This is a genomic window from Stenotrophomonas sp. (genome assembly GCF_032099025.1).
GTDB lineage: Bacteria > Pseudomonadota > Gammaproteobacteria > Xanthomonadales > Xanthomonadaceae > Stenotrophomonas.
Genome location: NZ_DAMCID010000004.1, coordinates 154,668 through 180,728, shown reverse-complemented (window position 1 = coordinate 180,728; position 26,061 = coordinate 154,668). Strand labels below are relative to the sequence as shown.

Here is a 26,061-nt window from a genome sequence, read left to right as displayed (position 1 = left end):
GACCGCCGGTGATGGCGGCCGATGCCGCCAGGACCGATACTGCCCCTCTGCCCGACACGTCCCATTCAATGCCCACTGCCCTGCCACCCGCCCCTGACCTGCCCGCCCCCGTGCTGGTGGGCTTCAGCGGTGGGCTGGATTCCACGGTGCTGCTGCACTGGCTGGCCCAGTCCACCGCACAGCGCGCGGCGGGACTGCATGCGGTACACGTGCACCATGGCCTGCTGGCCGATGCCGACCGCTGGGCCGCACATTGCGAAGCGATCTGCGCGGCGTGGTCGATCCCGCTGCAGGTGATCCGCGTGGCGGTGCCGCGTGACAGCGGCGAGGGTCTGGAGGCCGCCGCACGGCATGTGCGCCGCGAGGCGTTCGCCCGGGCACTGCGTGAAGGCGAGCACCTGGCGCTCGCGCACCACCGCGACGACCAGGCCGAGACCTTCCTGCTGCGTGCCCTGCGTGGTTCCGGCGTGGACGGGCTGGCCGCGATCCGCGCGCATGCCCCGTTCGCGGCCGGCTCGATCTGGCGTCCACTGCTGCAGTTGCCGCGCAGTGACCTGCTGGCGCATGCCCAGGCGCACGCCCTGCAGTGGATCGAAGACCCCAGCAATGCCAGCGATGCCGCCGACCGCAACTTCCTGCGCCTGCACGTGCTGCCGCTGTTGAAGCAGCGCTGGCCGCAGGCAGATGCGGCCTTCGCCCGCAGCGCCGACTTGAGTGCGCAGGCGCAGCGGTTGCTGGACGCCTCCGACCACGACGCGCTGCGGCGTTGCACGGTGTCACCCGGCGTCCTCGACTGCGCACGCCTGCAACGGCAGCCGCGTGAGCGCCGTGCGCGCTTGCTGCGGCAGTGGGTGCGCGGCTGCGGGCAGCCGCCGCTGAGCGCCGCCGGCGTGCAGGCGATCGAACGCGAGTTGTTGCCTGCGGCGCACGATGCCGATGCGCAGTTCGCCTGGCAGGGCGTGCGTATCCGCCATTGGCGGGGCCAGCTGTACCTGCTGCCGATGGCGCTGGCGCTGCCCTTGGACTGGAGCGTGCACTGGGAAGGGACGAGCCCGTTGGCGCTGCCTGATGGCGGCGAACTTGCATTGGTGGGCAGCCCACGGTTGGCCGAACCGGTGCAGGTGAGCGCGCGCCGCGGCGGCGAGCGCATCCAGCTTCCCGGGCGCAGCCATTCGCATGCGCTGAAGGACCTGCTGCAACAAAGCGGGCTGCCGCCCTGGCAGCGCCGCCAGCTGCCGTTGCTGTACGCCGGCCCGACGCTGCTGGCAGCGGGCGACCGCGTGATTGCGGCACCGCTGCAGCAGTGGCTGGATGAACACAATGCCCGGTTGCGCTGGACGCCCGGCGCGGCGTGAATTGACCCCTCGCAGCTGGCGCATCACACTTGCCGCATGGCCAAGAAATCCCCCACTGACGCCTCCCCGGTCGCCCACTTCGAGCAGTCGCTGGAAGAACTGGAGCAACTGGTGGAGAAGATGGAAACCGGCGAAATGAGCCTGGAGCAGTCGCTCAGCGCTTACGAGCGCGGCGTGGGCCTGTACCGCCAGTGCCAGCAGGCGCTGGAACAGGCCGAGCTGCGCGTGCGCCTGCTGAGCGATCCGGCCCGCCCGGAAACGGCCGAGCCCTTCGACCCGCCTGGCCATGACGGTTGAGCCCACGTTCGCGCGGTGGCGCGACCGCATTGAACGCCAGCTCGACGCCAGCCTGCCGTCCCCGGAACACGCCCCGCAGCGCCTGCACCAGGCGATGCGTTACGCGGTGCTGGGCGGCGGCAAGCGCATGCGCCCATTGCTGGTGTTCGCCAGCGGGCAGATCTTCGGTGCCGACGAGCACGCACTGGATGCACCGGCCATGGCGGTGGAGCTGATCCACGCCTATTCGCTGGTGCATGACGATCTGCCGGCCATGGACGATGACGCACTGCGCCGCGGCCGCCCGACCACGCACATCGCCTTCGACGAGGCGACCGCCATCCTGGCCGGCGATGCATTGCAGACGCGCGCGTTCGGGCTGCTGGCGGACGCCGCACTGCCGGCACTGCTGCGCGTGCATTGCCTGCAGGCGTTGGCCCACGCCTCGGGCGCGGCAGGCATGTGCGGTGGCCAGGCGCTGGATATCGATGCCACCGGCCATGCGCAGCCGCTCGAAGACCTGCAGCGCATGCATGCGTTGAAGACCGGCGCGCTGATCCGCGCGGCGGTACGCATGGGTGCCCTGTGCGGCGAGGCGCCGCAGGCCGACCTGCTGCAGTTGGACGATTTCGCCAACGCTCTCGGCCTGGCCTTCCAGGTGCGCGATGACATCCTGGATGTGGAAGCCAGTTCCGAACAGCTGGGCAAGACGGCGGGCAAGGACCAGGCGCAGGCCAAGTCCACGTTCCCGGCGCTGTTGGGCATGTACGGCGCGAAGGCCGAGCTGGCGGCGCTCAGTGAGCGCATGCACGAAAGCCTGTCCGGCTACGACGAACGCGCCGATGCATTGCGCGCGTTGGGACGCTTGGCGGTAGAGCGCAATCACTGACGGCAGGTGCCGACTGTGGGTCGGTACGGCAGCCACGCAGGGCGCAGCTCTACGGATGGGACAAAGAAACGCCCGGCATTGCCGGGCGTTTTTTTGTCGAATACCGACCAACGGTCGGTCTCTACCGTGGCCATTGGCGGGCACCGGGCGTTACCCGGTACACGCCAACGGTCACTTGATCAGGCGCAGGGTGAACGGGTAGCGGTAGGCTTCGCCGTTGTTGGCCTTGACGCCGGCCAGGATGCACAGCACCAGGTTGGCCACCCACACGGCCGCCAGCATCAGCGTGCCGATCAGCACCACAACCAGAATGCTGGACACGATATAGGCAATGGCAATGGTGATCTGAAAGTTCAGGGCTTCCTTGGACTGGTCGATCACGAACGGCTTGGTGGTGTCGTCCTTGTTGATCAGCCAGATGATGAGGGCACCGATGAACCCGGTGAAGATACCCAGCAGATGGGCCACCAGCGCCATGGTGCGCTGGTCGCTGGGAACCGGGCCGGCGCTGGTCGGCGGCGGCGGCGGGGCGGTGATGTTGTCGAATTCGCTCACGTGAAACTCCTTGTCCAGTGTATGGGTGGTGCATGGCAGGCTCCCCGCCTGCCGAGGCAGCTGGAACAGGATACGTCAATCGATGCCGTCAATCGTTACCGGCAACAGTCATCCGGCCGACCAGGATCGAGCCCACGTGCACGTGCGAGCGGCGGTCGATGTCGGTGCCGACCGCTTCGATCGCCGCAAACATCTCCTTGAGGTTGCCCGCGATGGTGATGCCGTCCACCGGGTACTGGATCTCGCCGTTCTCGATCCGGAAGCCGCCGGCCCCGCGCGAGTAGTCGCCGGTCACGCCATTGACACCCTGCCCCATCAGCTCGGTGACCAGCAGCCCCTCGCCCATCTGCCGCGCCATCGCCGCCAGGTCGAGATCGGCGCTCGCGCGTACCTGCAGGTTGTGCACCCCGCCGGCATTGCCGGTGGTGGCCAGGCCCAGCTTGCGCGCCGAATAGCTGCCCAGCACATAGCGCTGCAGCACCCCGCCGTCGATCAGCGACGAATCCCGGGTGGCCACGCCGTCGCCGTCGAACGCGGTCGAACGCAGGCCGCGGCGCAGCAGCGGCCGCTCGTCGATGGCAAACCAGTCCGGGAACAGCTGGGTGCCCACGCTGTCGAGCAGGAAGCTGGCGCGGCGGTACAGCGCGCCGCCGGATACGGCGCCCACCAGGTGGCCGATCAGCGACCGCGCCACTTCGGGGGAATACAGCACCGGCATCTGCGCGGTCGCCATCGAGCGCGGCTGCAGGCGTGCCACTGTGCGTTCGGCGGCGCGGCGGCCGATCGCGGCGGCGTCTTCCAGATCCTCGCGGGCCAGCGCACTGCTGTACCAGCCGTCACGCTGCATGCCGTCGCCCTGCCCGGCGATGAGCGCGCAACCGACCGAATGGTGGCTGCTGCGCTCGCGGCCGATGAAGCCATGCGAGTTGGCATACACCGACAGGCTGGTGGCGGTGGCCGCCGAGGCACCGTCGGAATTGCTGATGCGCGGATCGGCCTCACGCCCGGCCGCCTCACAGGCCAGGGCCAGGTCCACCGCCTGGTCAGCCTGCAACGCCCACGGGTGCCAGCCGTCCAGGTCCGGGAACTCGCGGGCCATCAGCGCGGGGTCGGCCAGGCCGGCCGCCTCGTCGTCCTCGGTGTGGCGGGCGATCGCGCAGGCCTGGGCCACGGTCGATTCCAGGCTGCCCGGCTGCAGGTCGGCGGTGCTGGCGCTGCCCTTGCGCTGGCCGAAGTAGACCGTCACCGCAATGCCGCGGTCACGGGTGGACTCCACCGTCTCGACCTCGCCCAGCCGCACATTCACGTCCAGGCCGCGCTCCTCGCTGCAGCTCACCTCGGCCTGGGTGGCGCCCAGCGCCCGGGCCCGGGCCAGCAGCTGTTGGGAGATGTCGGCCAGCTGTTCCAGCCGGTGCAGGCTGTCATCGGCGGCGGAAGCTTCAGGGGAGATCACGTTCAATGCTTTATCCTGTACGGGTGAGTGCCAGGCGCAACGCGGGGCACAGTTCTGGATGTGGAAAGAAGACGATGCGCGGACGCGACGAAGAAACCGGTGAATTCCTTGATATCAGCCGCAGCCAGAACCGGCGCGACGCGCTGGATGTCCTGGCCCTGGGCGAAAAGCTGGTGGCACTGACCCCGGCCCAGTTGGCCCGTGTGCCGGTGCCCGAGGACCTGCTGCCGCATATCGCCGAAGCCAAGCGCATCACCGCGCATATTGCCCACAAGCGCCAGCTGGCGTTCCTGGCCAAGCACATGCGCCGCGAGGACGATGCCACGCTGGACGCGATCCGCGATGCGCTCGACGTCAACAGCGAAACCTCGCGCCGCGAAGTGGCCGCGCTGCACCGTGTCGAAGACTGGCGCGAGCGCCTGCTCAAGGACGGCGACAAGGCGCTGGGCGCACTGCTTGACGAATACCCGGACGCCGACCGCCAGCAGCTGCGTACGCTGGTGCGCAACGCCCAGGCCGAAAAGTCCAAGAACAAGCCACCGCGCGCGTTCCGCGAGATGTACCAGGTACTGCGCGCCCTGCTGCTGCCGGCCGCGCTGGGTCTGGATACGGTCACTGCCAGCGCCGACGCGGACGAGAACGAAGACGACGACGGCGACGAGACCGCCGACGACTGAGCCCAGCGTCAAACGCGGTGTCGCCAGCGAGGGGCTGGCGCACGCTTGAGCGGGCGGGCAGGACACGTGCATCCCGGGCTCAGGCCTGGGTGCCGCCCACGGTGATGCCGTCGATCAGCAGCGAGGGTTGGCCCACGCCCACCGGCACACTCTGCCCATCCTTGCCGCAGATGCCCACGCCCTCGTCCAAGGCCAGGTCGTTGCCGATCATGCGTACCTTCTGCATGGTCTCCGGGCCGTTGCCGATCAGGGTGGCACCCTTCACCGGCGCGGTCACCTTGCCCTCTTCGATCAGGTAGGCCTCGGTGGCCGAGAACACGTACTTGCCGCTGGTGATGTCGACCTGGCCGCCGCCGAAGTTGACCGCGTAGATGCCCTTCTTCACCGAGCGGATCATTTCTTCCGGGTCATGCTGGCCGGCGCGCATGTAGGTGTTGGTCATGCGCGGCATGGTCATGTGCGCGAACGATTCCCGGCGACCATTGCCGGTCGGGGCCACGCCCATCAGCCGGGCATTGAGCGAATCCTGCATGTAGCCGACCAGGATGCCGTCCTCGATCAGCGTGGTGCACTGGGTAGGATGGCCTTCGTCGTCGATGTTCAGCGAGCCGCGGCGTCCGTCCAGCGTGCCGTCGTCAACGATGGTCACGCCCGGTGCGGCCACGCGCTCGCCGATCCGGCCGGCGTAGACGCTGGTGCCCTTGCGGTTGAAGTCGCCCTCCAGGCCATGGCCGACCGCTTCGTGCAGCAGCACGCCGGGCCAGCCCGGGCCGAGCACCACGGTCATCACCCCGGCCGGGGCCGGGATCGCCTCCAGGTTCACCAGCGCCTGGCGCAGGGCCTCGCGCGCGAAGGCCTCCGGGCGCCCGTCGGCGAACAGCGCTTCATAGCTGTAGCGACCGCCGCCGCCGGAGTAACCGGACTCGCGCCGGCCGTGCTGTTCGACGATCACCTGCACGTTCAAGCGCACCAGCGGGCGGATGTCGGCCGCCAGCACGCCATCGCTGCGCGCGATCAATACCGTGTCCACGCCGCCGGACAGGCTGACCATCACCTGCTGCACGCGCGGGTCGGCGGCGCGCAGGAAGCGGTCCAGGCGCTTGAGCATCTCCACCTTGGCCTCGTTGCCCATGCCGTCGATGGGGTCCAGCGCCGGGTACAGCGCGCGGCCACTGCCACGCACCAGCGAGCGGGCCGACTGTGCCCCACCCTCGCGGGAGATGGCGCGGGCCGAGTTGGCCGCGGCCAGCAGCGCGTCGCCGTGGATGTCATCCGAATAGGCGAAGCCGGTCTTCTCACCGGCGATGGCGCGTACGCCCACGCCCTGCTCGATCGAATGCGCCCCATCCTTGACGATGCCGTCTTCCACGCTCCAGCTCTCGCGGCGGGCGTGCTGGAAGTAGAGGTCGCCAAAGTCGATTCCGGGCCCCAGCAGGGTGCCGAAGGTGCGTTCCAGGCCGCCGGCATCGAGCCCGGCGGGCAGCAGCAGACGGTCTTGGGCAAGGGTGAGTGCGTTGTCGGTCATGGTCTTGATCTGTGGGCGCGGGCCGCTATCGCAAGCCTGGCGCGGGAAAAGGGTCAGCGCGCCGCCGGCTGCGGCGTGGCCGCAGGTGGGCGTGGCGCGTCGTCGCGGTCGATCACCTCGACCTTGGGTTCAGCCCAGGGGCCGGTGACGCGGTAGGTCTTGGCGCCGATCTCGCCCAGCGGCTTGGACAGCACCGCATTGGCCGCCGCCCCCACCGCCGCGCCGATCGGGCCGCCGGCGACGGCGCCCACCACGGTGAGCAGGTTGCCGGCACGCGGGTTGACGTCGATGGTCTGGTCGAACTGCTGGCGGCGCAGGTCGGTCTGGCCGCGGATGTTGATGTTGGCCGCGGGCCCCTCGATCAGCACCTTGTCGGTGGTGGCCATGCCGTTGGCGAAGGCCAGGGTGCCTTCGATCTGGTTGAAGGCGAAGCCCTTGGAGAAGAAGTCGCGGAAGTCGAACATCAACCGGCGCGGCAGCTGGGTCACGCTGAGCAGGCCCAGCACGCGGCCGGCGCCCGGCTCCAGCTCCAGCAGCTGGCCGTTGCGCGCATGCACCTGCATCTGTCCCTGCAGCGCACCCAGCTGGAAGTCGGATGGCCCGCCCTGCCAGCCCGCCTCCAGGCTCAGCTGGCCCTGTCCGCCGCGCAGCTGGCCGCCGTAATCCAGGTTCTGCATGAGCCCTCCCAGGTCCTCGCTGTTGACCTTGACCTGGACCTGGGTGTGGGCCGCCTCGCCCATGCCCAGCCAGCGGCCCTGGATGTCGATCTCCTGCTTGGGTGCACGGAACTGCAGCTGGTCCACGCTGAGCCCGTTGCCGAACGGACGGGTGCGCAGCACGGCCTGGCCCAACCGGGCCTTGCCGAACTGCAGGTCGTCGATGTCCAGCGACAGCGGCGGAATCTTCGCCGGGTTGGTGTCATTGGCACTGGCCTGCACCCGCGCCGGCAGCGGGGTGCCGCTGGGCAGCAGGATCGGCGCGCCATCGCCCGGCGGCTTCACCGGGGTCGGCAGTGACTGCCAATGCACCCGGCTCAGCTTGCCCACGATGGCCGCACCATCGGCATTGGGCACGCTCAGGCTGCCGGCCAGCGACGGCCCGGTCAGCTGAACCTCCACGCTCGTCGGCGTGGGCCGCAGCTGCAGGCGGGTCTGCTCGAACACGCCACCGGCCAGCAGCAGCTGTCCCACCTGCACGTCGACCTGGCGCAACGGCATCGGGTCGGCGTCCGGCGTTCCGCCCGGCGAACGCGCCAGTGCGATCCAGTCCAGCGCATCCAGCGAACCGCTGCGGCCGTTGACCACCAACCCGCTGGGCGGCGGCTCGCGGTCGACCTTGTCGCTGCCCAGCGTGACCTGCACGCCGGTCTGGTTGTTGTGGGTGCGCGCGGCGAGGGCCAGCCGCTGCCCGAACGCCACGTTCACGCGACCGGCGCCCATCGGCAGCTGGGCGTTGACGGCAGTGGCCAGCGGCGTGTCGGCCGGCTTGTCCAGCGGCGCAGGAAGGTCCAGGCGGGTGCCGACCAGGTCCGAATGCAGCCTGAGCAGGGTCGGCGGCACCGCCTTGCTGCCGGGCGGCAGCCTGGGCAGCGTCACCCCGATCGTCCAGCGCGAGGTGCCCTGGATATAGGGCTTGAGCCAGGTCAATTCCGGCGCGCGGTCCAGCAGCAGGCCGGCGTCCAGCGAGGCACTCAGCTCCGATTCGAACGCCTGCAGCGGATCGCGCACGAAACCACCGGCACGCAGGCTGAGCTGCCCGTCCTGGCCGAGGTGGCGCACCGCCAGGTTCTCCGCACCGAACCCATCGTGGCTGTAGCGGGCCTGCCCGCGCATGGCGTCGAACGTCAGGTCGAACCGCTTGTCCGACAGCGTCGCACCGTCGAGCTCGACCGTGCCCTGCAGGTGCCCGCCGCCCTCGCCAGGGTGCAGCGGCTGCAACAGGTCGAAGCTGACCGCCGCCGGCCCCTTGGCGCTGAGGTTGTCCAGCGAATCGGCATACGTCCTGTGCAACGGGCTCTGCTTGAGCATGGCCAGCAACGCGCCGGCATCGCTGCGGCTGGTCGCCTTCACATACAGTTGGGAGGCACCGAAATCGGCAATGCCCGCATCGAAGTGGTCCACCGCCACCCCCGCCAGGTCGCCACGCCCCCTTAGTTCGAAGCCCGGTCCGATGAAGGCGATGTCCGCATCGACCTTGTTCATGGTCGGCCACTCGCGCTGGAAGCGGATGTTGCCGCTATCGATACGGCCGGTGGCCTCGAAGCGTCCGTTGTTGTGGGCGAAGGGCCAGTCTTCCAGCTCGCCGGTGACCAGGCCGATGCCGCCGCGCACGTACCCCCCCACCAGCGCCGCGTCCAGCCAGTCGGTGGCGGTCCTGCTCATCTTGGAATGGATCCAGAATCGCTTGGCCGCGGTCATCGGCACATCGTCGATCTTGGCCGCCAGCTGCAACCATGGGCGGGTACCGTTGCCCTGGAACCACACGGCACCGCGCACGTCGGCGGCGTAGTCGCTGCCCTGCACGCGCAGCGCCGGGGTGCCGATGCGCCAGCCGCCCCCTTCGTCGCGCCAGCCGATCATGCTGCCGGCCAGGCGCACATCGTGGCGCACGCCGAAGCCGGTGGGCCAGTCGAAGTGCATCACGCGGCTGGGCTGCAGATCCAGCCGGAATCCGTTGGCGTCGCCATTGAAGTGACCGCCTACGCCACTCAGGCCCGGGGCACGCCCGGCCGGGGCAAAACGGATCTCCTCGAGTTCGCCCTCCACGCTCAGCGGGCCGTTGCGCTCGCCGGCCACGCGCACCCGGCTCATGCGTACCTGCGGCGCGGCGTCATGCAGCCAGGTGCGCAGGCCCGGATCGATCCGGTCGGTCAGCGCCAAGCCACGCAGCAGCGCCGTGGCATCGATGTTGTCGCCGGCCAGCGCAATGTGCTGCCCGCCCGCGACCAGCAGCCCGTCGAGCTGCTCGGTACGCCCTTCCATGCCGATCCGCAGCCGCGGCGCATCGGCCCGCCAGCCGCCCTGCACCCAGCGCCAGCGCGCGCGCACCTGCAGCGTGTCCAGCCGCAGCGCCGGGCGCTTGCCATCGGCCAGGGCGGCGCCGTGCAGCTGCACGCCCTGCAGGTCGGCATCGGTGGTGATCATCACCGGGCGGTGGTCACGCAGGTCGACCCACGCATTGAATTCGCCGGTGCCCTGCTGCAGGGCCACCCCGCCGAACTGCAGCAGGCGCGACCACGCGCGGAAATCGGCCGGGTCAGCGCCCAGCCAGGCCTGGCCATCGCCACGCGAGCGTTCGAAATCCAGTGCCGCCGTCAGCGGTGTGGCCTGCACGTCGGCCCAGGCCTGCGCACCCACACGCAGCCGCTGGCCATCCACCCGCAGCCGCAGGTCGATACGCGGCAGGTCGGCCTGCAGTCCCAGGGAGGGTGCATCCACGCGCAGCCGGCCGCCGATCACCTGCAGTTCGCCCAGCCGGCGCAGTGCGTCCAACGGGTCGCCGCCGGCACGGGACTGCGGCAGGCCCTGTACCGACCAGCGCCCGTCCGGCGCGCGCTGGAGCACCAGCGCCAGGCCACGCAGGCGCAGCTCGGTCAGGGAGTGGCCGGGCAACAGACCGGCGTACATCGATACCAACACTTCGGCTTCGCCAATGCGCAGCCCCTCGCCTTCACCAATGCGCAGCCCCTTCAGCGCCAGCAGCGGGCCGCGTCGGGTCCAGCGGGTCTGCAACTGGTCGAAGCGGACCGGCTGCCCGGCGCGCGCGCTCAGCCACGCGGCCACCTTGTCCGGGTGGCGCTCGGCCACCGGCAGCAGCTGGCTGGCACTGCCCACCAGCAGCGCCACACAGACCAACACGATCGCCATGGCATAAACGGCATGGCGGCGAATCCTTCGCAGTCGTAGGCGCAGCGGCGCGCTCATCGGCACCGATGCGCGCCGGCGCACGACGGCGCAGGCGAGCCCAGGTCAGAGCAGAACAACATCGAACTGCTCCTGCAGGTACTGCTCGTCCGCCTGGAAGCGGATCGACTTGCCCAGGAATTCCTCCAGCTCGGCCACCGCCGTGGATTCCTCATCGGTGATCCGCGCCACCACCTTGGACGAGGCGATCACCAGCAGGCGCGCCGCGTCGAACTGGCGTACCGCGCGGGTGATCTCGCGGAAGATCTCGTAGGTGACCGTTTCGGCGGTCTTGATCGAGCCGCGCCCGCTGCACTCCGGGCACGGCTCGGAAAGCTGCCGTTCCAGGCTTTCAACGGTGCGTTTGCGGGTCATCTCGACCAGGCCCAGTGGCGAGAACTCGTACACTGTGGTCTTGGCGTGGTCGCGCGCGAGCGCCTTTTCCAGCGTACGCAGGACCTGGCGACGGTGCTCGGGGTCGTCCATGTCGATGAAGTCGATGATGATGATGCCGCCCAGGTTGCGCAGCCGCAGCTGGCGCGCCACCGACTGCGCCGCCTCCAGGTTGGTGCGGAACACCGTCTCTTCCAGGTTGCGCTGGCCGAGGAATGAGCCGGTGTTGACGTCGATGGTGGTCATCGCCTCGGTCTGGTCGATGACCAGATAGCCGCCGGACTTGAGCGGCACCTGCTTGTCCAGTGCGCGGCCGATCTCGTCCTCGACCCCGAACATGTCGAAGATCGGGCGGTCGCCGCTGTACAGCTCCAGCTTCTCGGCCAGCACCGGCATGTACTTGGCGACAAACGCCTGCAGCTGCGCGAAGGTTTCCTTCGAATCGACCTTGACCTTGTCCACGTCCTTGCGGATCAGGTCGCGCACCGAACGCAGCGGCAGGCTCAGGTCTTCGTAGATCACGCTGCACGGGGCCGCCTCGCGGCCACGGCGCTCGACCACGTTCCAGACCCGCGACAGGTAGGCGACGTCCTCGGCGATGGCCTCGGCCGGCTGGCCCTCGGCATTGGTGCGCACGATGTAGCCGTAGCCCCCGTGCTGGGCCGACAGTTCGGTGACCAGCGCCTTGAGCCGGGCACGCTCGCCCTCGTCCTCGATCCGGGCCGACACGCCCACCACCTTGGACTGCGGCAGCAGCACCATGTAGCGCGACGGAATGCTGATCTGGGTGGTCAGGCGCGCGCCCTTGGTCCCGATCGGGTCCTTGACCACCTGCACCACGATGTCCTGGCCGTCGCGAAGCAGCTCCACGATCGGCACCGAGGACGGCGGAGGCAGCGTGGTGCCGTCGGTATCGGGACTGGCAACCGGGGCCGGGCGCACCACGTCGTTGGCATGCAGGAACGCGGCGCGCTCCAGCCCCACCTCGACGAAGGCGGCCTGCATGCCCGGCATGACCCGCTGTACCTTGCCCTTGTAGATGTTGCCCACCACCCCGCGGCGCCAGCCCCGTTCGATGTGCAGTTCCTGCAGCATGCCATTTTCGATGACGGCCACGCGGGTCTCGCGTGGGGTGACGTTGACCAGGATTTCTTCAGACACGGGCGACTCCCTTCGATTCGAACGTCAGCAACAACTGCTCGGTCTGTTGCAGGGGCAATCCCATCACACCCGAATAGCTTCCCGCCAGGTGGCGGATATAACGTTCAGCCCCGCCCTGGATGGCGTAGGCCCCGGCCTTGCCCATCGGCTCGCCGGTGGCGACGTAGGCGGCAATGGCCGCCTCGTCCAGTTCAATGAAGCTCACCTCCGACACCACCAGCACGCCCTCCGAGCGCCCGGCCGCGACCAGCGCCACGGCGGTGGCCACCTGGTGGGTGCGGCCGGACAGCCGGCGCAGCATGGCGCGGGCATCGGCGGCGTCCACCGGCTTGCCGAACACCTCGCCGTCCAGCAGCACTTCGGTGTCCGAGCCGAGCACCACCGCGTCCGGCTCGCCGGCCACCTGCGCCAGACCGGCGCGCGCCTTGTCGGCGGCCACGCGCTGCACGTAGTCCAGGGGGGGTTCCCCGGCGGCCCGTACTTCGGGCACGTCGAGGTCGAGCGCGCGGAACGGTCGGTCCAGGCGCGTCAGCAATTCGGTTCGGCGGGGCGAACGGGAGGCAAGATAAAGCATCGCGGAAGCATAACCCGCGGCCCCTGTCTGAATCGCGAGCAACAGCACCGAATCGTCACCAACCCCGATGAAGATCACCGGACGTTCATCGCTCCGACACCAACCTCAACGCCTTCACAAGGAGATGTACATGCGCCGATCGACCCTGTCCCCGTTGCTGCTCGCCCTGTCCCTTGCCCTGGGAACCTCGATGACCGCACATGCCCAGTCCCAGCCCGCCATCGCCGTGCCGGCCGACGGCACCCTGCTCAACATCTCGGCCAATGCCGAGGCCAAGCGCGTGCCCGACGTGGCCACCCTGTCGGCGGGCGTGGTCACCCAGGCCGCCGATGGCAACACGGCCATGCGCCAGAACGCCGAGCAGATGACCAAGGTACTGGCCGCGATCAAGGGCGCCGGCATCGCCGAGCGTGACGTGCAGACCAGCGGCGTGAACCTCAGCCCGCAGTACCGGTACGCCGACAACGAGGCGCCGAAGATCACCGGCTACCAGGCCAGCAACACCGTCAGCCTGAAGGTCCGTGACATTGCAAAGCTGGGCAAGGTGCTGGACGCGCTGGCCGCGCAGGGTGCCAACCAGATCAATGGCCCGCAGTTCGAGATCGACCAGCCCGAACCGGTGTACGACGAAGCCCGCCTGGCCGCGCTGAAGAAGGCCCAGGCCCGCGCCGAGACCTACGCCAAGTCGCTCGGCCTGCGCGTGCGCCGCATCGTCAGCATTTCCGAAAGCGGCGGCGGCAACTTCCGCCCCGTGATGATGCGCGCGGCGGCCGCACCGATGGCCGCGGACATCTCCACCCCGGTATCGCCGGGCGAGTCGAGCGTATCGGTGAACCTGGACGTGGTGTTCGACCTGGGACGGTAACAGCGCAACACGAAGCGCAACGACGGGGTAGAGCGGACTGTTAGTCCGCTGCTTTCTGGCCGGCCGAAGAGCAGCGGACTAACAGTCCGCTCTACCCCGCCGTGCCCTGGTGTGACCGCCCCCCAACGGGAGCTAGCTCCCACACATTCTGACCGCCAGCCAAACACTCGCGGGTGCATGACTTCCTGCCCGCGCTGGCCCGCGGTATTTCTGTCATCGCGGGGCCCCGGCCCCTGCACGTTGATGTTCCCGCACGCATATCTCGCAAGGAGAGTGGAGCATGGTCCGTACGCATCCCCCGGTGGTACCGCTGCAAATCGACGTCTCGCGCGTGCTCGGCTGGAGCACTGCGCTGGCCCTGCATCTGCTCGCCCTGATGTTGCTGCTCATCCCCGCCGCCTACGTGGCCGCACCGCTGCCTCGCGACCGCACCGTGGTGCGCATCATCACCCCGGACATCCCCACCCCAACGCCGCCGGAACCGATCAAGCCCGAGGAGCCGCTCCCGGTGGTCCACGCGCCCACCACCGCCCCGCGCGTGACCCCGCTGCCGACACCCACCGCCAGCGCCGACGACGTGCTGGCGGTACCGCCGCTGCCGGCCAGCGAGATCCAGGCCCCCACCCTGGCCCCGGCCGATCCGGCGCCGGCAGCCGCCGGTGAAGGCGTGCAGCTGCAGTACCGCAGCGCGCCGCCACCGACCTATCCGATCGCTGCCATCCGCGACGGCCAACAGGGCACGGTGCTGCTCCGCGTGCAGGTCGACCCGGACGGGAAGGCCGCCAGCGTGGTCATCGAACGCAGCAGTGGCTCACGGGTGCTGGACAACGCCGCCCGCCAGCAGGTACTGCGTCATTGGCGCTTCGTGCCGGCCCAGGTTGACGGGCAGGCCGTGTCGGCGATTGGCCTGGTGCCAGTGAGCTTCTCGTTGCCGGAGTAACGTGAATGACGTGGGGTTCCGGACACGGTTCCCCACGTTTTTTGACGGGTGTCACTTATCGCGCCAATTAAGCAATTTTTCACTCTTACGTCACCTGCCGGAAACCTAGATTGTCGCCGACGCCAGCAGTTATCCCGGCGCCGACTACCCGACATCGCTGGTTTTCCCAGTCAGGAGAGACGCTGTGAAACACCCGATCCAACGGCTCAACAGCAGCCGCCGCACCTATCTTTCCCGTTCCATCTCCTCGGCCCTCACTGGCGGCGCACTGCTGCTGGCCGGCGCCCTCGCCTCCTCCTCTGCCATGGCCCAGGAGGCCGCGACCAACCTGGACCGCATCACGGTCACGGGTTCGAACATTCCCCGCACCAACACCGAAACCCCTTCTCCCGTACAGGTGGTGACGCGCCAGGACATCGACCGCAGCGGCAAGACCACCGTTGCCGAGTACCTGCAGACGCTTACCTCCGATGGCGCCGGCTCGATTCCCAAGACGTTCGGCAACGGCTTTGCCGGTGGCGGCGCCGGCATCTCGCTGCGTGGCCTGGGCGCCGGGTCCACCCTGGTGCTGTTGAACGGCCGCCGCATGGCCACCTATGGCCTGGCCGATGACGGACAGAAGGTCTTCACCGACCTGAGCACCATTCCGCTCGACGCGGTGGAACGGGTGGAAGTGCTGAAGGACGGCGCATCGGCCATCTACGGTTCGGATGCCATCGCCGGCGTGGTCAACATCATCCTGCGCAGCGATTTTGAAGGCGCCATCCTGCGCGGTTCGTATGGCCAGTCCGGCGACGGCGACGGCGATGCCAAGAAGGCCACCCTCACCGCCGGTACCGGCGACATCGCCGAAGACGGCTGGAACGCGTTCTTCAGCCTGGACGTTGGCAAGACCGACGCGATCAAGATCAGCGACCGCAAGGATCGCAAGTGGATCGGCACCGGCGACCTGCGTCGCTGGGGCATTTCCGCCGCGGACTCCCAGTTCATCGGTGGCGCGTTCCTCAATGGCGGCACCAGCGGCGGCGCCGGTCCGAACGGCTCGGTGTTCGACGACCGCAATGTGACCGCCACCACCCCTGCCTTCCTGGTGCCGCTGCCGGGCTGCCAGGGTCTGACCACCATTCCTGGACAGACCGATGCCTCCATCGCCGAGGACGGCTGCCTGTGGGATCCGGCGCAGCTGTACCGCGACCTGAGCCCGAAGGAGGAGTACGTCAACGTGTTCGGCCGCGCCAGCTTTGCCTACGGCGAAGGGGGCGAGATCTACACCGAGATCGGCTACTCGAAGAAGGAAACGGTGTTCAGCAATACCCCGTCCGGCGTGTCCGGCAGCTGGGGTTACCCGCTTGGCCCGCGCAACGCCAGCAGTGGCGACGGCGCCGTGGTGCTCTCGCCGACCCACCCGGACAATCCGATCCCCGGCCAGGCCTCGCGCCTGCGCTATTCGGCCTGGGACGTGGGCCCGCGCGTGACCACCAACACCAATGAGTTCACCCGGTTCCTGGTGGGCACCAAGGGCAACTGGGGTGAGTGGAGCTACGACACCGCGTACCTGCATTCGGGTACCGAACTCACCAACAAGCGCACCGGCTTCCTGCGCTACAGCGCCGTGCAGTGCGCACTGGGCGATCCGGCCTGCGCCGGTGGCACCTGGCGCATCGGCGACAACGCCGGCCAGAACTCGCAGGCGCTGTACGACTACATCTCCCCGGACATCAGCGCACGCGCCTCGTCCAGCCTGGACATGTTCGACTTCACCGTGTCGCGCAGCCTGACCGATCTCAAGGGCGGCCCGCTCGGTCTTGCCATTGGTACCGAGTGGCGCAAGACCAGCAACAGCCTCACTCCGCAGACCTACACCGACCAGGGCGACATCATCGGCTTGGGCTACTCGGCCTATGACGGCACGCAGAATGTCTATGCCGGCTATGTCGAACTGTCCGCACCGGTGTTGGAACAGCTGGAACTGTCCGGCGCGGTGCGCTACGACAAGTACGAAAGCGGCGACGGCAAGGCCACCCCGAAGCTGGGCATCAAGTGGACGCCGGCGGACTGGATTGCGCTGCGTGCCACCTATGCCGAAGGCTTCCGTGCGCCCAACCCGGCAGAGAACGGCGACGGTGGCCTGGCGGCGTTCTCAACCGCCCGCGACCCGGTCCGCTGCGCGGCCAGCCCGCCCGCCGATGTCACCACCAACTGCGGTGCCCGTCCGGTGGCCATCATCACCAGCCCGAACCCGGACCTGGTGCCTGAAGAGTCGAAGAGCTACTCGTTTGGCATCGTGCTGCAGCCCACGCCCACCACCTCGCTGACCGTGGACGCCTGGCAGATCAAGCGGACCGACGAAATCGCCCAGGGCAGTACTGCCGATGCGATCGCGGCGGGCGATGTGCTGCGCGATACCGACCTGATCAACGGCGTTCCGGGCACCGGCACCATCCTGGCGGTCAACACCGCTTACGTGAATGCCAACTCGTCGCGGGTACGCGGTATCGACACGGATATCCGCCAGACCTTCGACATCGGCCCGGGCCAGCTCGAAATGGACCTGCAGTGGAGCCACGTGCTCAAGTTCGAGCGCACCGAAGGCGACAACACGGTGGATTACGTCGGCACCCACGGCAACTGCGACGTGACCAACTGCATCGGCACGCCGGAAGACCGCATCAACTTCGGCAGCACCTGGAAGCAGGGCGCGTGGAGCGTCAGCGGCGTGGTCAACTACATCAGCAGCCTGGAGAACAAGGACCGCCGCGGTGGCGACTACCTGGCCTTCTACGCCGATGGCACCCCGGTGGAGAAGATCGCCTCGTTCACCACCTTCGACCTGTCCGGCCGCTGGAACATCACCGAAGCCTTCGAGCTCAACGCCTCGGTGCAGAACGCGTTCGACCGCACCGCACCGCTCGACCCGACCACCTACGGCGGCGTGAACTACAACCCGCTGCATTTCAGCGGCGCAATCGGGCGGTACTTCACGGTAGGCGCGAAGTACACGTTCAACTGATCGACGTAGCGGTGACAGCAGAAAGCCCGGGCATTGCCCGGGCTTTCTGCATCCATCGCGCACCACGCCCGGCGACGCAGCGCGTCGCTCTACGAGGCATTGCGACCACCTATCGTAGAGCCACGCCCTGCGTGGCTGCGCGACCCGCCCAGACACGAGCGCAAAAAAAAAGCCTCGCATCGCTGCGAGGCTTCCAAACTTGGCGCCCGAAGTTGGACTCGAACCAACGACCCCCTGATTAACAGTCAAGTGCTCTAACCGGCTGAGCTATTCGGGCGGGGTGCGCATTGTAACCAGTTTTTTGAGGCTTGTAACCCGTTTCCGGCGAATTTCTTCACGCGCGGTGATAGGGGTGATTGGCCAGCATAGCCGCTGCGCGGTACAGCTGTTCGGCCACCACCAGCCGTACCAGCATGTGCGGCAAGGTCAACGGGCCGATCGACCATTTCTCATCGGCCAGCGCCGACACTTCGGCCGAGTGCCCTTCCGGCCCGCCAATCAGAAACGCCAGGTCCCTGCCCTGCCCGCGCCAGTGCTCCAGCCGCTGCGCCAGCTGTTCGGAGCTGAGCTGCCGGCCGGGCACGTCGAGCGCCACCACGTACGCATTCTTCGGCAGTGCGGCGATCACCCGCTTGCCCTCGTCGTCGGTGGCACGGCGCGCATCGCGGCCCTTGCCGCGCAGACCCGGCTCGATCTCGACCAGTTCGAACGGCAGCCAGTGCGACAGCCGCTTCTGATACTCGGCGAAGCCCTGCGCCACCCAACTGGGCGCGCGTTCACCGGTAGCGATCAGTCTGGCCTTCATCAACGTGCTCCTTCAAATGACAACGGCGCCACCGGGCGCCGTTGTCGTTACCCCGTACGCGTGTTTCAGCGCGCGGCGTAGTCGTCTTCTTCATCATCGGCGGCGTCGAGCAGGCTCGGCGGCTGGTCGCCAACGGTCCACAGGCGCTCCAGCGCGTAGAACTCGCGCACGCGCGGCAGCATCACGTGGACGATCACGTCGCCCAGGTCGACCAGCACCCACTCGGCTTCACGCTCACCTTCCACGCCCAGCGGCATCACGCCCAGCTCCTTGGCGAACTTCACCACCGTGTCGGCAATCGACTTCACGTGGCGGCTCGAGGTGCCCGAGGCGATCACCATGTAATCGGCGACGCTGGACTTGCCGATCACGTCGATTTCGACGAGATCCTTGGCCTTGAGTTCTTCGGTTGCCTTGCGCACGCACTCCAGCAACTGTTCGTTGGACGGTGCGGGGCTGGGCAGTTGGACCTTGATGGTCTGGGGCTGGGCTTGGTTGCTCAAAGCGGGGAGACTCGATAAATGTGAGGCGGATTATACGACTCGAAGCACCTGAACGTATTCACGGTGCTGGGGCGCCGTACAGGCGGTGGTGGGCGATGTAGTCGGCCACCGGCGCCGGCAGCAGCACGCGCCAGTCACCGCCGCTGCCGATCCGCTCGCGAACGGCACTGGCAGACTCGCCACGCAACGGCGCCTGCAGGCGCAGGACCCGCCCCGCCGGGCGTGTGAACAGCTCGCGCTCATGGGTGGCCCAGCGGCCGTCCAGCGCCTGCGCCAGCGGCGCCGGCAGGCTGCGCTCCAGCGAGCTGCCCGGGCGGTCGGCCACGACGAAATGCGCCAGCCCGAACAGGGACTCCCATTCGTGCCAGGACGGCAGCGCCAGCAGGCTGTCGGCCCCAACCAGCCAGGCCAGCGGCTGGCGCGGCCCCAGTTCGGCGCGCACCTCGCGCAGCGTGTCCACGGTGTAGGACGGCAGCGCCGGCTCGCGCTGTGCGCGCGCCAGCTCACGCCGGTCGAGCAGCAGTCCGGGCTCGTCGCCGATGGCCAGTTCGATCATCCGCGCACGCTGGTTGGCATCGGCGCCCGGCGCGGGCCGGTGCGGCGGGTCCGCCGCCGGCAACAACCGCACGGCCACCTGCAACTGGTCGCGCGCGGCGCGCGCGATCGCCAGGTGCCCCAGGTGCACAGGGTCGAAGGTCCCACCGTAATGAATGCGCAGGCCCATCGGGCTCAGGCACGGGCCAGCAGGCGTACCGCGCGTGCTTCGGCCACGGCCAGCAGCAGCCGCTCGATGCCCAGCCAGGGATCGCCTTCGGCGCGCCCCTTGGCCATGCGGTCCACCAGCCCGGCCTCGGCCACGAAACGCTCCCAGCGCTTGGCCTCCGGGTGGCGCTGCAGCGCGCGCTTGAACGGCGCCTGGCGCGACTCCCAGATGCCCCGGCTCTTCATTTCCGCCGCCAGGTTGCCGCCGCGCGCCTGCACCCGCGCCAGCGCGGCGGTGGACAACATCTCGCGGATCACCATCGGCATCAGCGCAGCCACCGCCTCGCCCTCACCCCGCAGGCCAGCCAGCATCCGCAGCACGGCGGCGGGCTGGCCGGAGAAGGTGGCGTCGAGCAGCCGGAACACGTCGTAACGGGCGGCGTCGGCCACCAGCGATTCCATCGTGTCCACATCCAGCGTCTGGCCGCTGGCCAGCAGCGCCAGCTTGTCGATCTCCTGGGCGGCAGCCAGCAGGTTGCCTTCCACCCGCTCGGCCAGGCGCTGCACGGCCGCCGGATCGGCACGGAGGGAATGCTGGCGCAAGCGGCGTTCGATCCATTCGGGAAGTTCGTGCGGTTTGATGGCCCACGCCACCGAGAGCACGCCGACGCGGCTGACCGCCTCGGCCCACTTGCCCTGGTGGGCCTTGCTCCATTCGTTGCAGGTAATCAGCAGGATGACGTCCGGGGCCGGATTGGCGCAGAACTGGCTGATGACCTCACTGCCCTCCTTGCCCGGCTTGCCGCTGGGCAGGCGCAGCTCGACCAGCCGGCGCGCGCTGAACAGACTGGGCGCGTTGAAGGTGGCGTCGAGCTGGTTCCAGTCGAAATCGCGCCCATCGGCATCGAACACCTCGCGCTCGCTCACACCGTCGGCGCGCGCGCGGGCGCGGATGGCATCGGCCGCCTCCAGTACCCGCAGCGTTTCCGGCCCGGCAATGAGGTAGACCGGGGCCAGCGCCTGGCTGGCCGGTTGGCTGGCAAGTTGTTCGGGGCGAAGTTCCATTCGGCGGCCGGTCCGCAGGCGGGCCGGTCAGAGCCCCTGCGGCGGCGTTGCCGGGCTGGCCGGTACGGTGGCCGGCGGCGTGGTGCTGGCCGGCGCCGGCTTGGGCGGCTGCAGGCGACCACGTTCCAGCTCGGCACGCACCACGCTGTCGATGCGACGCATGATGGAGGCGGACATTTCCCGGCGCAGTTCGTCGGCGAGGATCTCGCGTTCGGTCGTGGTACCGGTGGCGTCGGTCGGCGGCGACACGTAGTCACGGGACAGCTCGATCACCTGCTGCGGCACCAGGTCACTGCCGTCTTCGCGACGGAACACGAAGATCACCGCGTAGCGCAGGCTGTATTCCTGGGCACGGCCTTGGGCATCGATCGCGATCGGCAGGTCGCCCCAGCGCTCGGAGAGGACCTGCAGCTGCGCGGCCGGTTCTTTGCTGTCGGTGTCGGCGATCTGCGCCCCGGAGGCCTGCAGGCCGCGGCGCAGCAGCTTGGCCAACTCGCTGTATGGCGCGGTGGACACCACCTTCACCGCCGCGGTATCGGCCGGCAGCATCAGCTTGTTGCGCATATGGAAGCCGCACCCGGCAAGGGTCGCGGTCAGGACAAGAGCAAGCAGGAATCGGGTCATGTTCACAGTCTGGATGAGCCGGGCGCGCCCGGCAACAGGAAAAATGGTTACCCCCTACGATGCCCGACCCTGCGTGAACACCGCTTGAGAAACCGTGCCATCGTCCTGCGCACGTAACAATGCGCACTGCGTGGCACGCGCCCACCGGCCGCTTACGCGGCCACGATATTCACGATCTTGCCCGGCACGATGATGATCTTGCGCACGGTCAGGCCGTCCAGGAACTTGGCCGCGTTCGGCTCGGCCAGGCCCAGCGCTTCGATCTGGTCGCGCGGGGCATCGGCGCCCACCTCGATGGTGCCACGCAGCTTGCCGTTGACCTGCACGGCCAGGGTGAGCGCGTCGCGCACCAGTGCGCTGCTGTCGACCTGCGGGAAGCGCTGGTCTTCCAGCAGCGTCTCGCCGTGGCCCAGCACCTGCCACAACGCGTGGCTGGCATGCGGGGTGATCGGGTTGAGCAGCAGCACCGTGGCCTGCAGCGCTTCCTGGCGTACCGCACGCCCCTGTTCGGAAGCGTCATCGAACTTGGCCAGCGCGTTCATCAGCTCCATCACCGCCGCAATGGCGGTGTTGAAGCTGTGGCGGCGGCCGTAATCGTCGCCGACCTTGCCGATGGTCTCGTGGGTCTTGCGGCGCAGCGCCTTCTGCTCGGCGTTGAGCGCGGCCACGTCAAGCGCCGGGGCGACGCCCTCGGCGGCATGCTTCTGCACCTGCGCCCACAACCGGCGCAGGAAGCGCGCCATGCCGTCCACGCCGGCTTCGTTCCATTCCAGCGACTGCTCCGGCGGTGCGGCGAACATCGAGAACAGGCGCACGGTATCGGCACCGTACTTGCCCACCATCGCCTGCGGATCCACGCCATTGTTCTTCGACTTGGACATCTTCTCCGTACCGCCGATCACCACCGGATGGCCGTCGGCGATCAGGGTGGCACCGATGATGCGGCCGCGCTCGTCGCGCTGCACGTCCACGTCGGCCGGATTGATCCAGTCCTTGGAGCCATCCGGATTCGGGCGGTAGTACGTTTCCGCAATCACCATGCCCTGGCACAGCAGGTTCTGCGCCGGCTCGTTGCTGTCCACCATGCGCGCATCACGCAGCAGCTTGTGGAAGAAACGGAAATACATCAGGTGCAGGATCGCGTGCTCGATGCCACCGATGTACTGGTCCACCGGCAGCCAGTAGTTGCCGCGCTTGTCCACCGCATCCCGGGCACCGGGCGAGGTGTAGCGCGCGTAGTACCAGCTGGACTCCATGAAGGTGTCGAAGGTGTCGGTCTCGCGCTCGGCCGCGCCGCCGCACTCCGGGCAGGTGGTCTTGCGCCATTCCGGGTCGGACTTGATCGGCGAACCGGTCCCCACGAAGTTGACGTTCTCCGGCAACACCACCGGCAGCTGTTCTTCCGGCACCGGCAGCGCACCGCATTTGGGGCAGTAGATCACCGGGATTGGGCAACCCCAGTAACGCTGGCGGCTCACGCCCCAGTCGCGCAGGCGGTAGTTGACGCGGCGCTGGCCCTGGGCCTTGCGCTCGAAACGTTCGGCCAGCGCCTCGAAGGCGCCCTGGAAATCCAGGCCGTCGAATTCTTCGGAATTGACCAGCTCGGTGTCGCGGGTCTTGTCGCCGTACCAGTCCTGCCAGCGGGTGGCGTCGTAGCCGCTCTCGTCCTTGCGCAGCGCCTTCACCGCGATGACCTGGCGGATCGGCAAACCGTACTTGTTGGCGAATTCAAAGTCGCGCTGGTCGTGGCCGGGCACCGCCATCACCGCGCCGGTGCCGTAGCCCATCAACACGAAGTTGGCGACCCACACTGGCACCTGGGCGCCGGTGACCGGATGCACGGCGCGCAGGCCGGTATCCATGCCGCGCTTTTCCTGGGTTTCCAGTTCGGCTTCGGACACGCCGCCCTGCTTCATCTCGGCCAGCAGCGCGGCCAGCGCCGGGTTCGACTTCGCCGCGTGCTGCGCCAGCGGATGCTCGCCGGCGATCGACACGAAGGTCACGCCCATCACGGTGTCCGGACGGGTGGTGAACACACGCAGCGGGTCCAGCGCGCTGCCGTCGGCATCGCGCACGTCGAACTGGATCTCCAGCCCTTCCGAGCGGCCGATCCAGTTGCGCTGCATGGTCTTGACCGACTCCGGCCAGCCCGGCAGTTCATCCAGGCCGTCCAGCAGTTCCTGGGCGTAATCGGTGATGCGCAGGAACCACTGCGGAATCTCGCGCTTTTCCACCAGCGCGCCGGAACGCCAGCCGCGGCCGTCGATGACCTGCTCGTTGGCCAGCACGGTCTGGTCGATGGGGTCCCAGTTCACCACCGCGTTGCGGCGGTAGGCCAGGCCCTTTCGCATCAGCCGGGTGAACATGCGCTGCTCGTGCACGTAGTACTCGGGCGTGCAGGTGGCGAACTCGCGCGACCAGTCGATCGCATAGCCCATGGCCTTGAACTGGCCACGCATGTGCTCGATGTTGGCGTAGGTCCACTTGGCCGGCGCGGTCTTGTTCTTGATCGCCGCGTTTTCGGCCGGCAGGCCGAATGCATCCCAGCCCATCGGCTGCAGCACGTTGTGGCCGGTCATCCGCTTGTAGCGGCTGATCACGTCGCCGATCGTGTAGTTGCGCACGTGGCCCATGTGCAGCGCGCCCGACGGGTACGGCAGCATCGAGAGGCAGTAGTACTTCGGCTTGTCCGAAGTCTCGCTCACCTCGAAAGCGCGCGTGGCGTCCCAGAATTTCTGGGCGGCGGATTCAACCTGCTGCGGATCGTAAACGTTGGGTTCGACGCTGGTCATGGAAACACGGATGCGGCGGCAAAGCGGCACAGCGTACCGCAGTGCGGCAAAGGGCTCCAATCGCCCCGTCGCATCTGCGTCGCCACCGACCACATCCCGTTGAAATATCAGGGAATTGCCATTCCCCGCTGAAACCCGGAACGCGGCCATGCGCGCACCCCGGCCTCGATTTCAGCCGGAACCGACACTCAGCGGTGGCGAACGGTGGCCGCCACCGGCAATGCGGCGGCCAGCCACAACGCCCAGGCCACGAAAGCCACGCGCTGAGCCACCGGTGCGGGCATGACCGCCTGCAGCACGAACGCGCCCAGCAGGGTCGCCATGCCCGCCACCAGATGCAGGGTGGCCAACCGGCCCCAGCCGGGCAGGCGCCGCGCACCCAGCCCGGACATCAGTGCGCCGGGCACGAAGGCCAGTACCCAGACCATCCACGCGCTGGCATGGAACTGGCTGGCCGGGCTCTGGATGTCATTGGCGTCCAGCGGCAGCACGCCCATCGCGGCGAAGGCCAGGCCGGACAGGACCAGCATCTGGCCGCCCACCCGCAGCGACCACGGCGCGAGGGCCGGCACCCGCGTCAGCAGGCGCACCGCCACCAGCGCGGCCAGCAGCCCCGGCAGCACGAACCCCAGCAGATCGAACGCGCCCGCGTGCGGCACGCCGATCGCGCCCAGCAGCGCCACCGGATGGCCCAGCGGCAGGAAGCCCGGCAAGGCAGCGCCGAAGCCGACCACCGAGGCCAGGAACAGCACGGCGGCGACGGCGCCCAGCAGAGGATCGAATCGTTGAAGCGTCTTCATGCCGCCATTGTCCGCCAGCACGACGCCGTCGCCTATAGGTCGTCCGCGCCGGAATTGGGGTTGCTTCTGAATATCGGCGACCTCATACACTGTGTACATCTATAACGCTGACCCTCCGACCATGAGCGAACTGCCCCACGTCTTTGACGCCACCACCGAGACCTTCGAAGCCGACGTGCTGCAGAAGTCGTTGCAGACCCCGGTCCTGGTCGATTTCTGGGCCACCTGGTGCGAACCCTGCAAGACCCTGGGACCGATGCTGGAGAAGCTGGCCGCCGAGTACAACGGCGCCTTCGAACTGGCCAGGGTGGACGTGGACAAGGAGCAGCAGATTGCCGCGGCATTCCAGATCCGCTCGGTCCCGACCGTGTTCCTGGTCAAGGACGGCCAGCTGGTGGATGGGTTCCCGGGCGCATTGCCGGAAGGCCAGCTGCGTGAGTTCCTGACCCAGCACGGCATCAGCCCGGCCGAGTCACCGGCCGAGGTTGCCGAGCCGGCACCGCTGGATCCGCAGGCGCAGGTCGACGTGCTGCGTGCGGCCATCGTTGCCGAGCCGGACAGGGAAGAGCTCAAGCTCGATCTTGCCCTGGCACTGCTGCAGACCGGCGCGACCGCCGAAGCCGGTGCCCTGATCGATGCGCTGCCGGCCAATCTGTCCACCGATGACCGCGCCGTTCGCGCCCGTGCCCGCCTGGGCTTCGCCAGCGCCCTGCAGGACGCCCCGGCGGCCGAGACCCTGGATGCCCGCATCGCCGCCGATGGCGGCGACCTGGCGGCACGCCACCTGCGCGGGGTGCAGCTGCTGCTGGGCGGCCAGGACGAAGCGGCGCTGGAGCAGTTCCTTGCCATGTTGAAGCAGGACCGCAGTTACGACGCCGGTCTGCCGGCCAAGCTGATGATCGATGCCTTCAGGGTGATCGACGACGCCGTGCTGGTGGGACGCTACCGCCGCTTGATGGGCCAGCTGCTGTTCTGAGCCCGGCCACCGGCCGGATCGTGGCGCCCTGGCGCCACGTGTCGCTTTCAGCACTACCTGATCGCTGCCGCGTGCGGTGTGACACGTATCACGTTCAGAAACCCTGCACATCGCCCGCGCAATAATGAAGGGGCGGCTGCGGAAACGCCGCGATCCATTCGGGGGGAATGAGGTCTGGGCCATGGGGGCCGCAGGGCTGAGCCCCTTCCTGCAGGGCCC

Annotated in this window: 21 protein-coding genes and 1 tRNA gene; 8 read left to right on the top strand and 14 right to left on the bottom strand. The window is 68.4% G+C overall.

Annotated features, from left to right (window positions below; genetic code table 11):
- The first annotated feature begins 68 nt into the window (after positions 1–68).
- From tilS to RT456_RS04985, 3 genes are read left to right on the top strand one after another with little or no spacing between them, the layout of a single operon-like run.
- Positions 69–1,355 carry a tRNA lysidine(34) synthetase TilS gene (gene tilS / locus RT456_RS04995; RefSeq protein WP_313343348.1) on the top strand — a complete coding sequence of 429 codons (1,287 nt, stop codon included), beginning with the start codon at positions 69–71 and terminating at the stop codon, positions 1,353–1,355.
- Positions 1,356–1,391: 36 nt separating this feature from the next.
- Positions 1,392–1,652, top strand: a complete 261-nt coding sequence (locus tag RT456_RS04990; RefSeq protein WP_313343313.1) for an exodeoxyribonuclease VII small subunit — start codon at positions 1,392–1,394, stop codon at positions 1,650–1,652.
- On the top strand, positions 1,642–2,520 hold the full coding sequence (locus RT456_RS04985) for a farnesyl diphosphate synthase (RefSeq protein WP_313343310.1): 879 nt from the start codon (positions 1,642–1,644) through the stop codon (positions 2,518–2,520). The genes RT456_RS04990 and RT456_RS04985 overlap by 11 nt, the downstream gene beginning before the upstream one ends.
- A gap of 171 nt (positions 2,521–2,691) precedes the next feature.
- Here RT456_RS04985 and RT456_RS04980 read toward each other — a convergent pair whose 3' ends face one another.
- Together RT456_RS04980 and pmbA are read right to left on the bottom strand one after the other, a co-directional pair.
- Positions 2,692–3,075 (bottom strand): DUF4870 domain-containing protein, encoded by a 384-nt coding sequence (locus RT456_RS04980; RefSeq protein WP_313343307.1) that lies wholly within the window; start codon positions 3,073–3,075, stop codon positions 2,692–2,694.
- Positions 3,076–3,163: 88 nt separating this feature from the next.
- Entirely contained in the window at positions 3,164–4,534 is a 1,371-nt protein-coding gene (gene pmbA / locus RT456_RS04975) for a metalloprotease PmbA (protein ID WP_313343304.1), read from the bottom strand.
- Between the two features lie 68 nt (positions 4,535–4,602).
- On the opposite strand from pmbA, the gene yjgA reads away from it, so the two are divergent.
- Entirely contained in the window at positions 4,603–5,205 is a 603-nt protein-coding gene (yjgA, locus tag RT456_RS04970; protein ID WP_313343302.1) for a ribosome biogenesis factor YjgA, read from the top strand.
- Between the two features lie 79 nt (positions 5,206–5,284).
- Here yjgA and tldD read toward each other — a convergent pair whose 3' ends face one another.
- The 4 genes from tldD to RT456_RS04950 are packed head-to-tail and all read right to left on the bottom strand — an operon-like array spanning position 5,285 to position 12,760.
- Positions 5,285–6,730: a metalloprotease TldD gene (gene tldD / locus RT456_RS04965; RefSeq protein WP_313343299.1), complete on the bottom strand. Its 1,446-nt coding sequence runs from the start codon at positions 6,728–6,730 to the stop codon at positions 5,285–5,287.
- Positions 6,731–6,783: 53 nt separating this feature from the next.
- Positions 6,784–10,653, bottom strand: a complete 3,870-nt coding sequence (locus tag RT456_RS04960; protein WP_313343296.1) for a YhdP family protein — start codon at positions 10,651–10,653, stop codon at positions 6,784–6,786.
- Between the two features lie 45 nt (positions 10,654–10,698).
- Positions 10,699–12,186, bottom strand: coding sequence for a ribonuclease G (gene rng, locus RT456_RS04955; protein ID WP_313343293.1), 1,488 nt, complete (start codon positions 12,184–12,186; stop codon positions 10,699–10,701).
- Entirely contained in the window at positions 12,179–12,760 is a 582-nt protein-coding gene (locus tag RT456_RS04950; protein WP_313343345.1) for a Maf-like protein, read from the bottom strand. Before RT456_RS04950 ends, rng begins: the two co-directional genes overlap by 8 nt.
- Before the next feature lie 130 nt (positions 12,761–12,890).
- Between RT456_RS04950 and RT456_RS04945 the strand changes: the two genes are divergently transcribed.
- The 3 genes from RT456_RS04945 (at position 12,891) to RT456_RS04935 (ending at position 17,575) form a co-directional block, all read left to right on the top strand.
- Positions 12,891–13,625 (top strand): SIMPL domain-containing protein, encoded by a 735-nt coding sequence (locus RT456_RS04945; RefSeq protein ID WP_313343290.1) that lies wholly within the window; start codon positions 12,891–12,893, stop codon positions 13,623–13,625.
- 280 nt (positions 13,626–13,905) lie between these two features.
- A complete protein-coding gene (locus RT456_RS04940) occupies positions 13,906–14,565 on the top strand; it encodes an energy transducer TonB (RefSeq protein ID WP_313343288.1) in 660 nt (219 codons plus the stop codon).
- Positions 14,566–14,749: 184 nt separating this feature from the next.
- Complete coding sequence (locus tag RT456_RS04935; protein WP_313343286.1) at positions 14,750–17,575, top strand: TonB-dependent receptor; 2,826 nt, start codon at positions 14,750–14,752, stop codon at positions 17,573–17,575.
- Between the two features lie 200 nt (positions 17,576–17,775).
- Here RT456_RS04935 and RT456_RS04930 read toward each other — a convergent pair.
- From RT456_RS04930 to RT456_RS04895, 8 genes are all read right to left on the bottom strand, one after another.
- Positions 17,776–17,852 (bottom strand) — tRNA-Asn (locus RT456_RS04930).
- Positions 17,853–17,909: 57 nt separating this feature from the next.
- Complete coding sequence (rlmH, locus tag RT456_RS04925; RefSeq protein ID WP_313343283.1) at positions 17,910–18,380, bottom strand: 23S rRNA (pseudouridine(1915)-N(3))-methyltransferase RlmH; 471 nt, start codon at positions 18,378–18,380, stop codon at positions 17,910–17,912.
- 65 nt (positions 18,381–18,445) lie between these two features.
- Positions 18,446–18,883 carry a ribosome silencing factor gene (gene rsfS / locus RT456_RS04920; protein ID WP_313343280.1) on the bottom strand — a complete coding sequence of 146 codons (438 nt, stop codon included), beginning with the start codon at positions 18,881–18,883 and terminating at the stop codon, positions 18,446–18,448.
- A 58-nt stretch (positions 18,884–18,941) separates the two neighbouring features.
- Positions 18,942–19,607: a nicotinate-nucleotide adenylyltransferase gene (gene nadD / locus RT456_RS04915; RefSeq protein ID WP_313343277.1), complete on the bottom strand. Its 666-nt coding sequence runs from the start codon at positions 19,605–19,607 to the stop codon at positions 18,942–18,944.
- Positions 19,608–19,612: 5 nt separating this feature from the next.
- Positions 19,613–20,650 (bottom strand): DNA polymerase III subunit delta, encoded by a 1,038-nt coding sequence (gene holA, locus RT456_RS04910; protein WP_313343274.1) that lies wholly within the window; start codon positions 20,648–20,650, stop codon positions 19,613–19,615.
- A 27-nt stretch (positions 20,651–20,677) separates the two neighbouring features.
- Entirely contained in the window at positions 20,678–21,274 is a 597-nt protein-coding gene (lptE, locus tag RT456_RS04905; protein WP_313343271.1) for an LPS assembly lipoprotein LptE, read from the bottom strand.
- A gap of 152 nt (positions 21,275–21,426) precedes the next feature.
- Positions 21,427–24,066 carry a leucine--tRNA ligase gene (gene leuS, locus RT456_RS04900; protein WP_313343268.1) on the bottom strand — a complete coding sequence of 880 codons (2,640 nt, stop codon included), beginning with the start codon at positions 24,064–24,066 and terminating at the stop codon, positions 21,427–21,429.
- 188 nt (positions 24,067–24,254) lie between these two features.
- Positions 24,255–24,866, bottom strand: a complete 612-nt coding sequence (locus tag RT456_RS04895; protein WP_313343265.1) for a DUF998 domain-containing protein — start codon at positions 24,864–24,866, stop codon at positions 24,255–24,257.
- A 121-nt stretch (positions 24,867–24,987) separates the two neighbouring features.
- Between RT456_RS04895 and trxA the strand changes: the two genes are divergently transcribed.
- Positions 24,988–25,842 carry a thioredoxin gene (trxA, locus tag RT456_RS04890; RefSeq protein WP_313343262.1) on the top strand — a complete coding sequence of 285 codons (855 nt, stop codon included), beginning with the start codon at positions 24,988–24,990 and terminating at the stop codon, positions 25,840–25,842.
- Positions 25,843–26,061 lie beyond the last annotated feature (219 nt).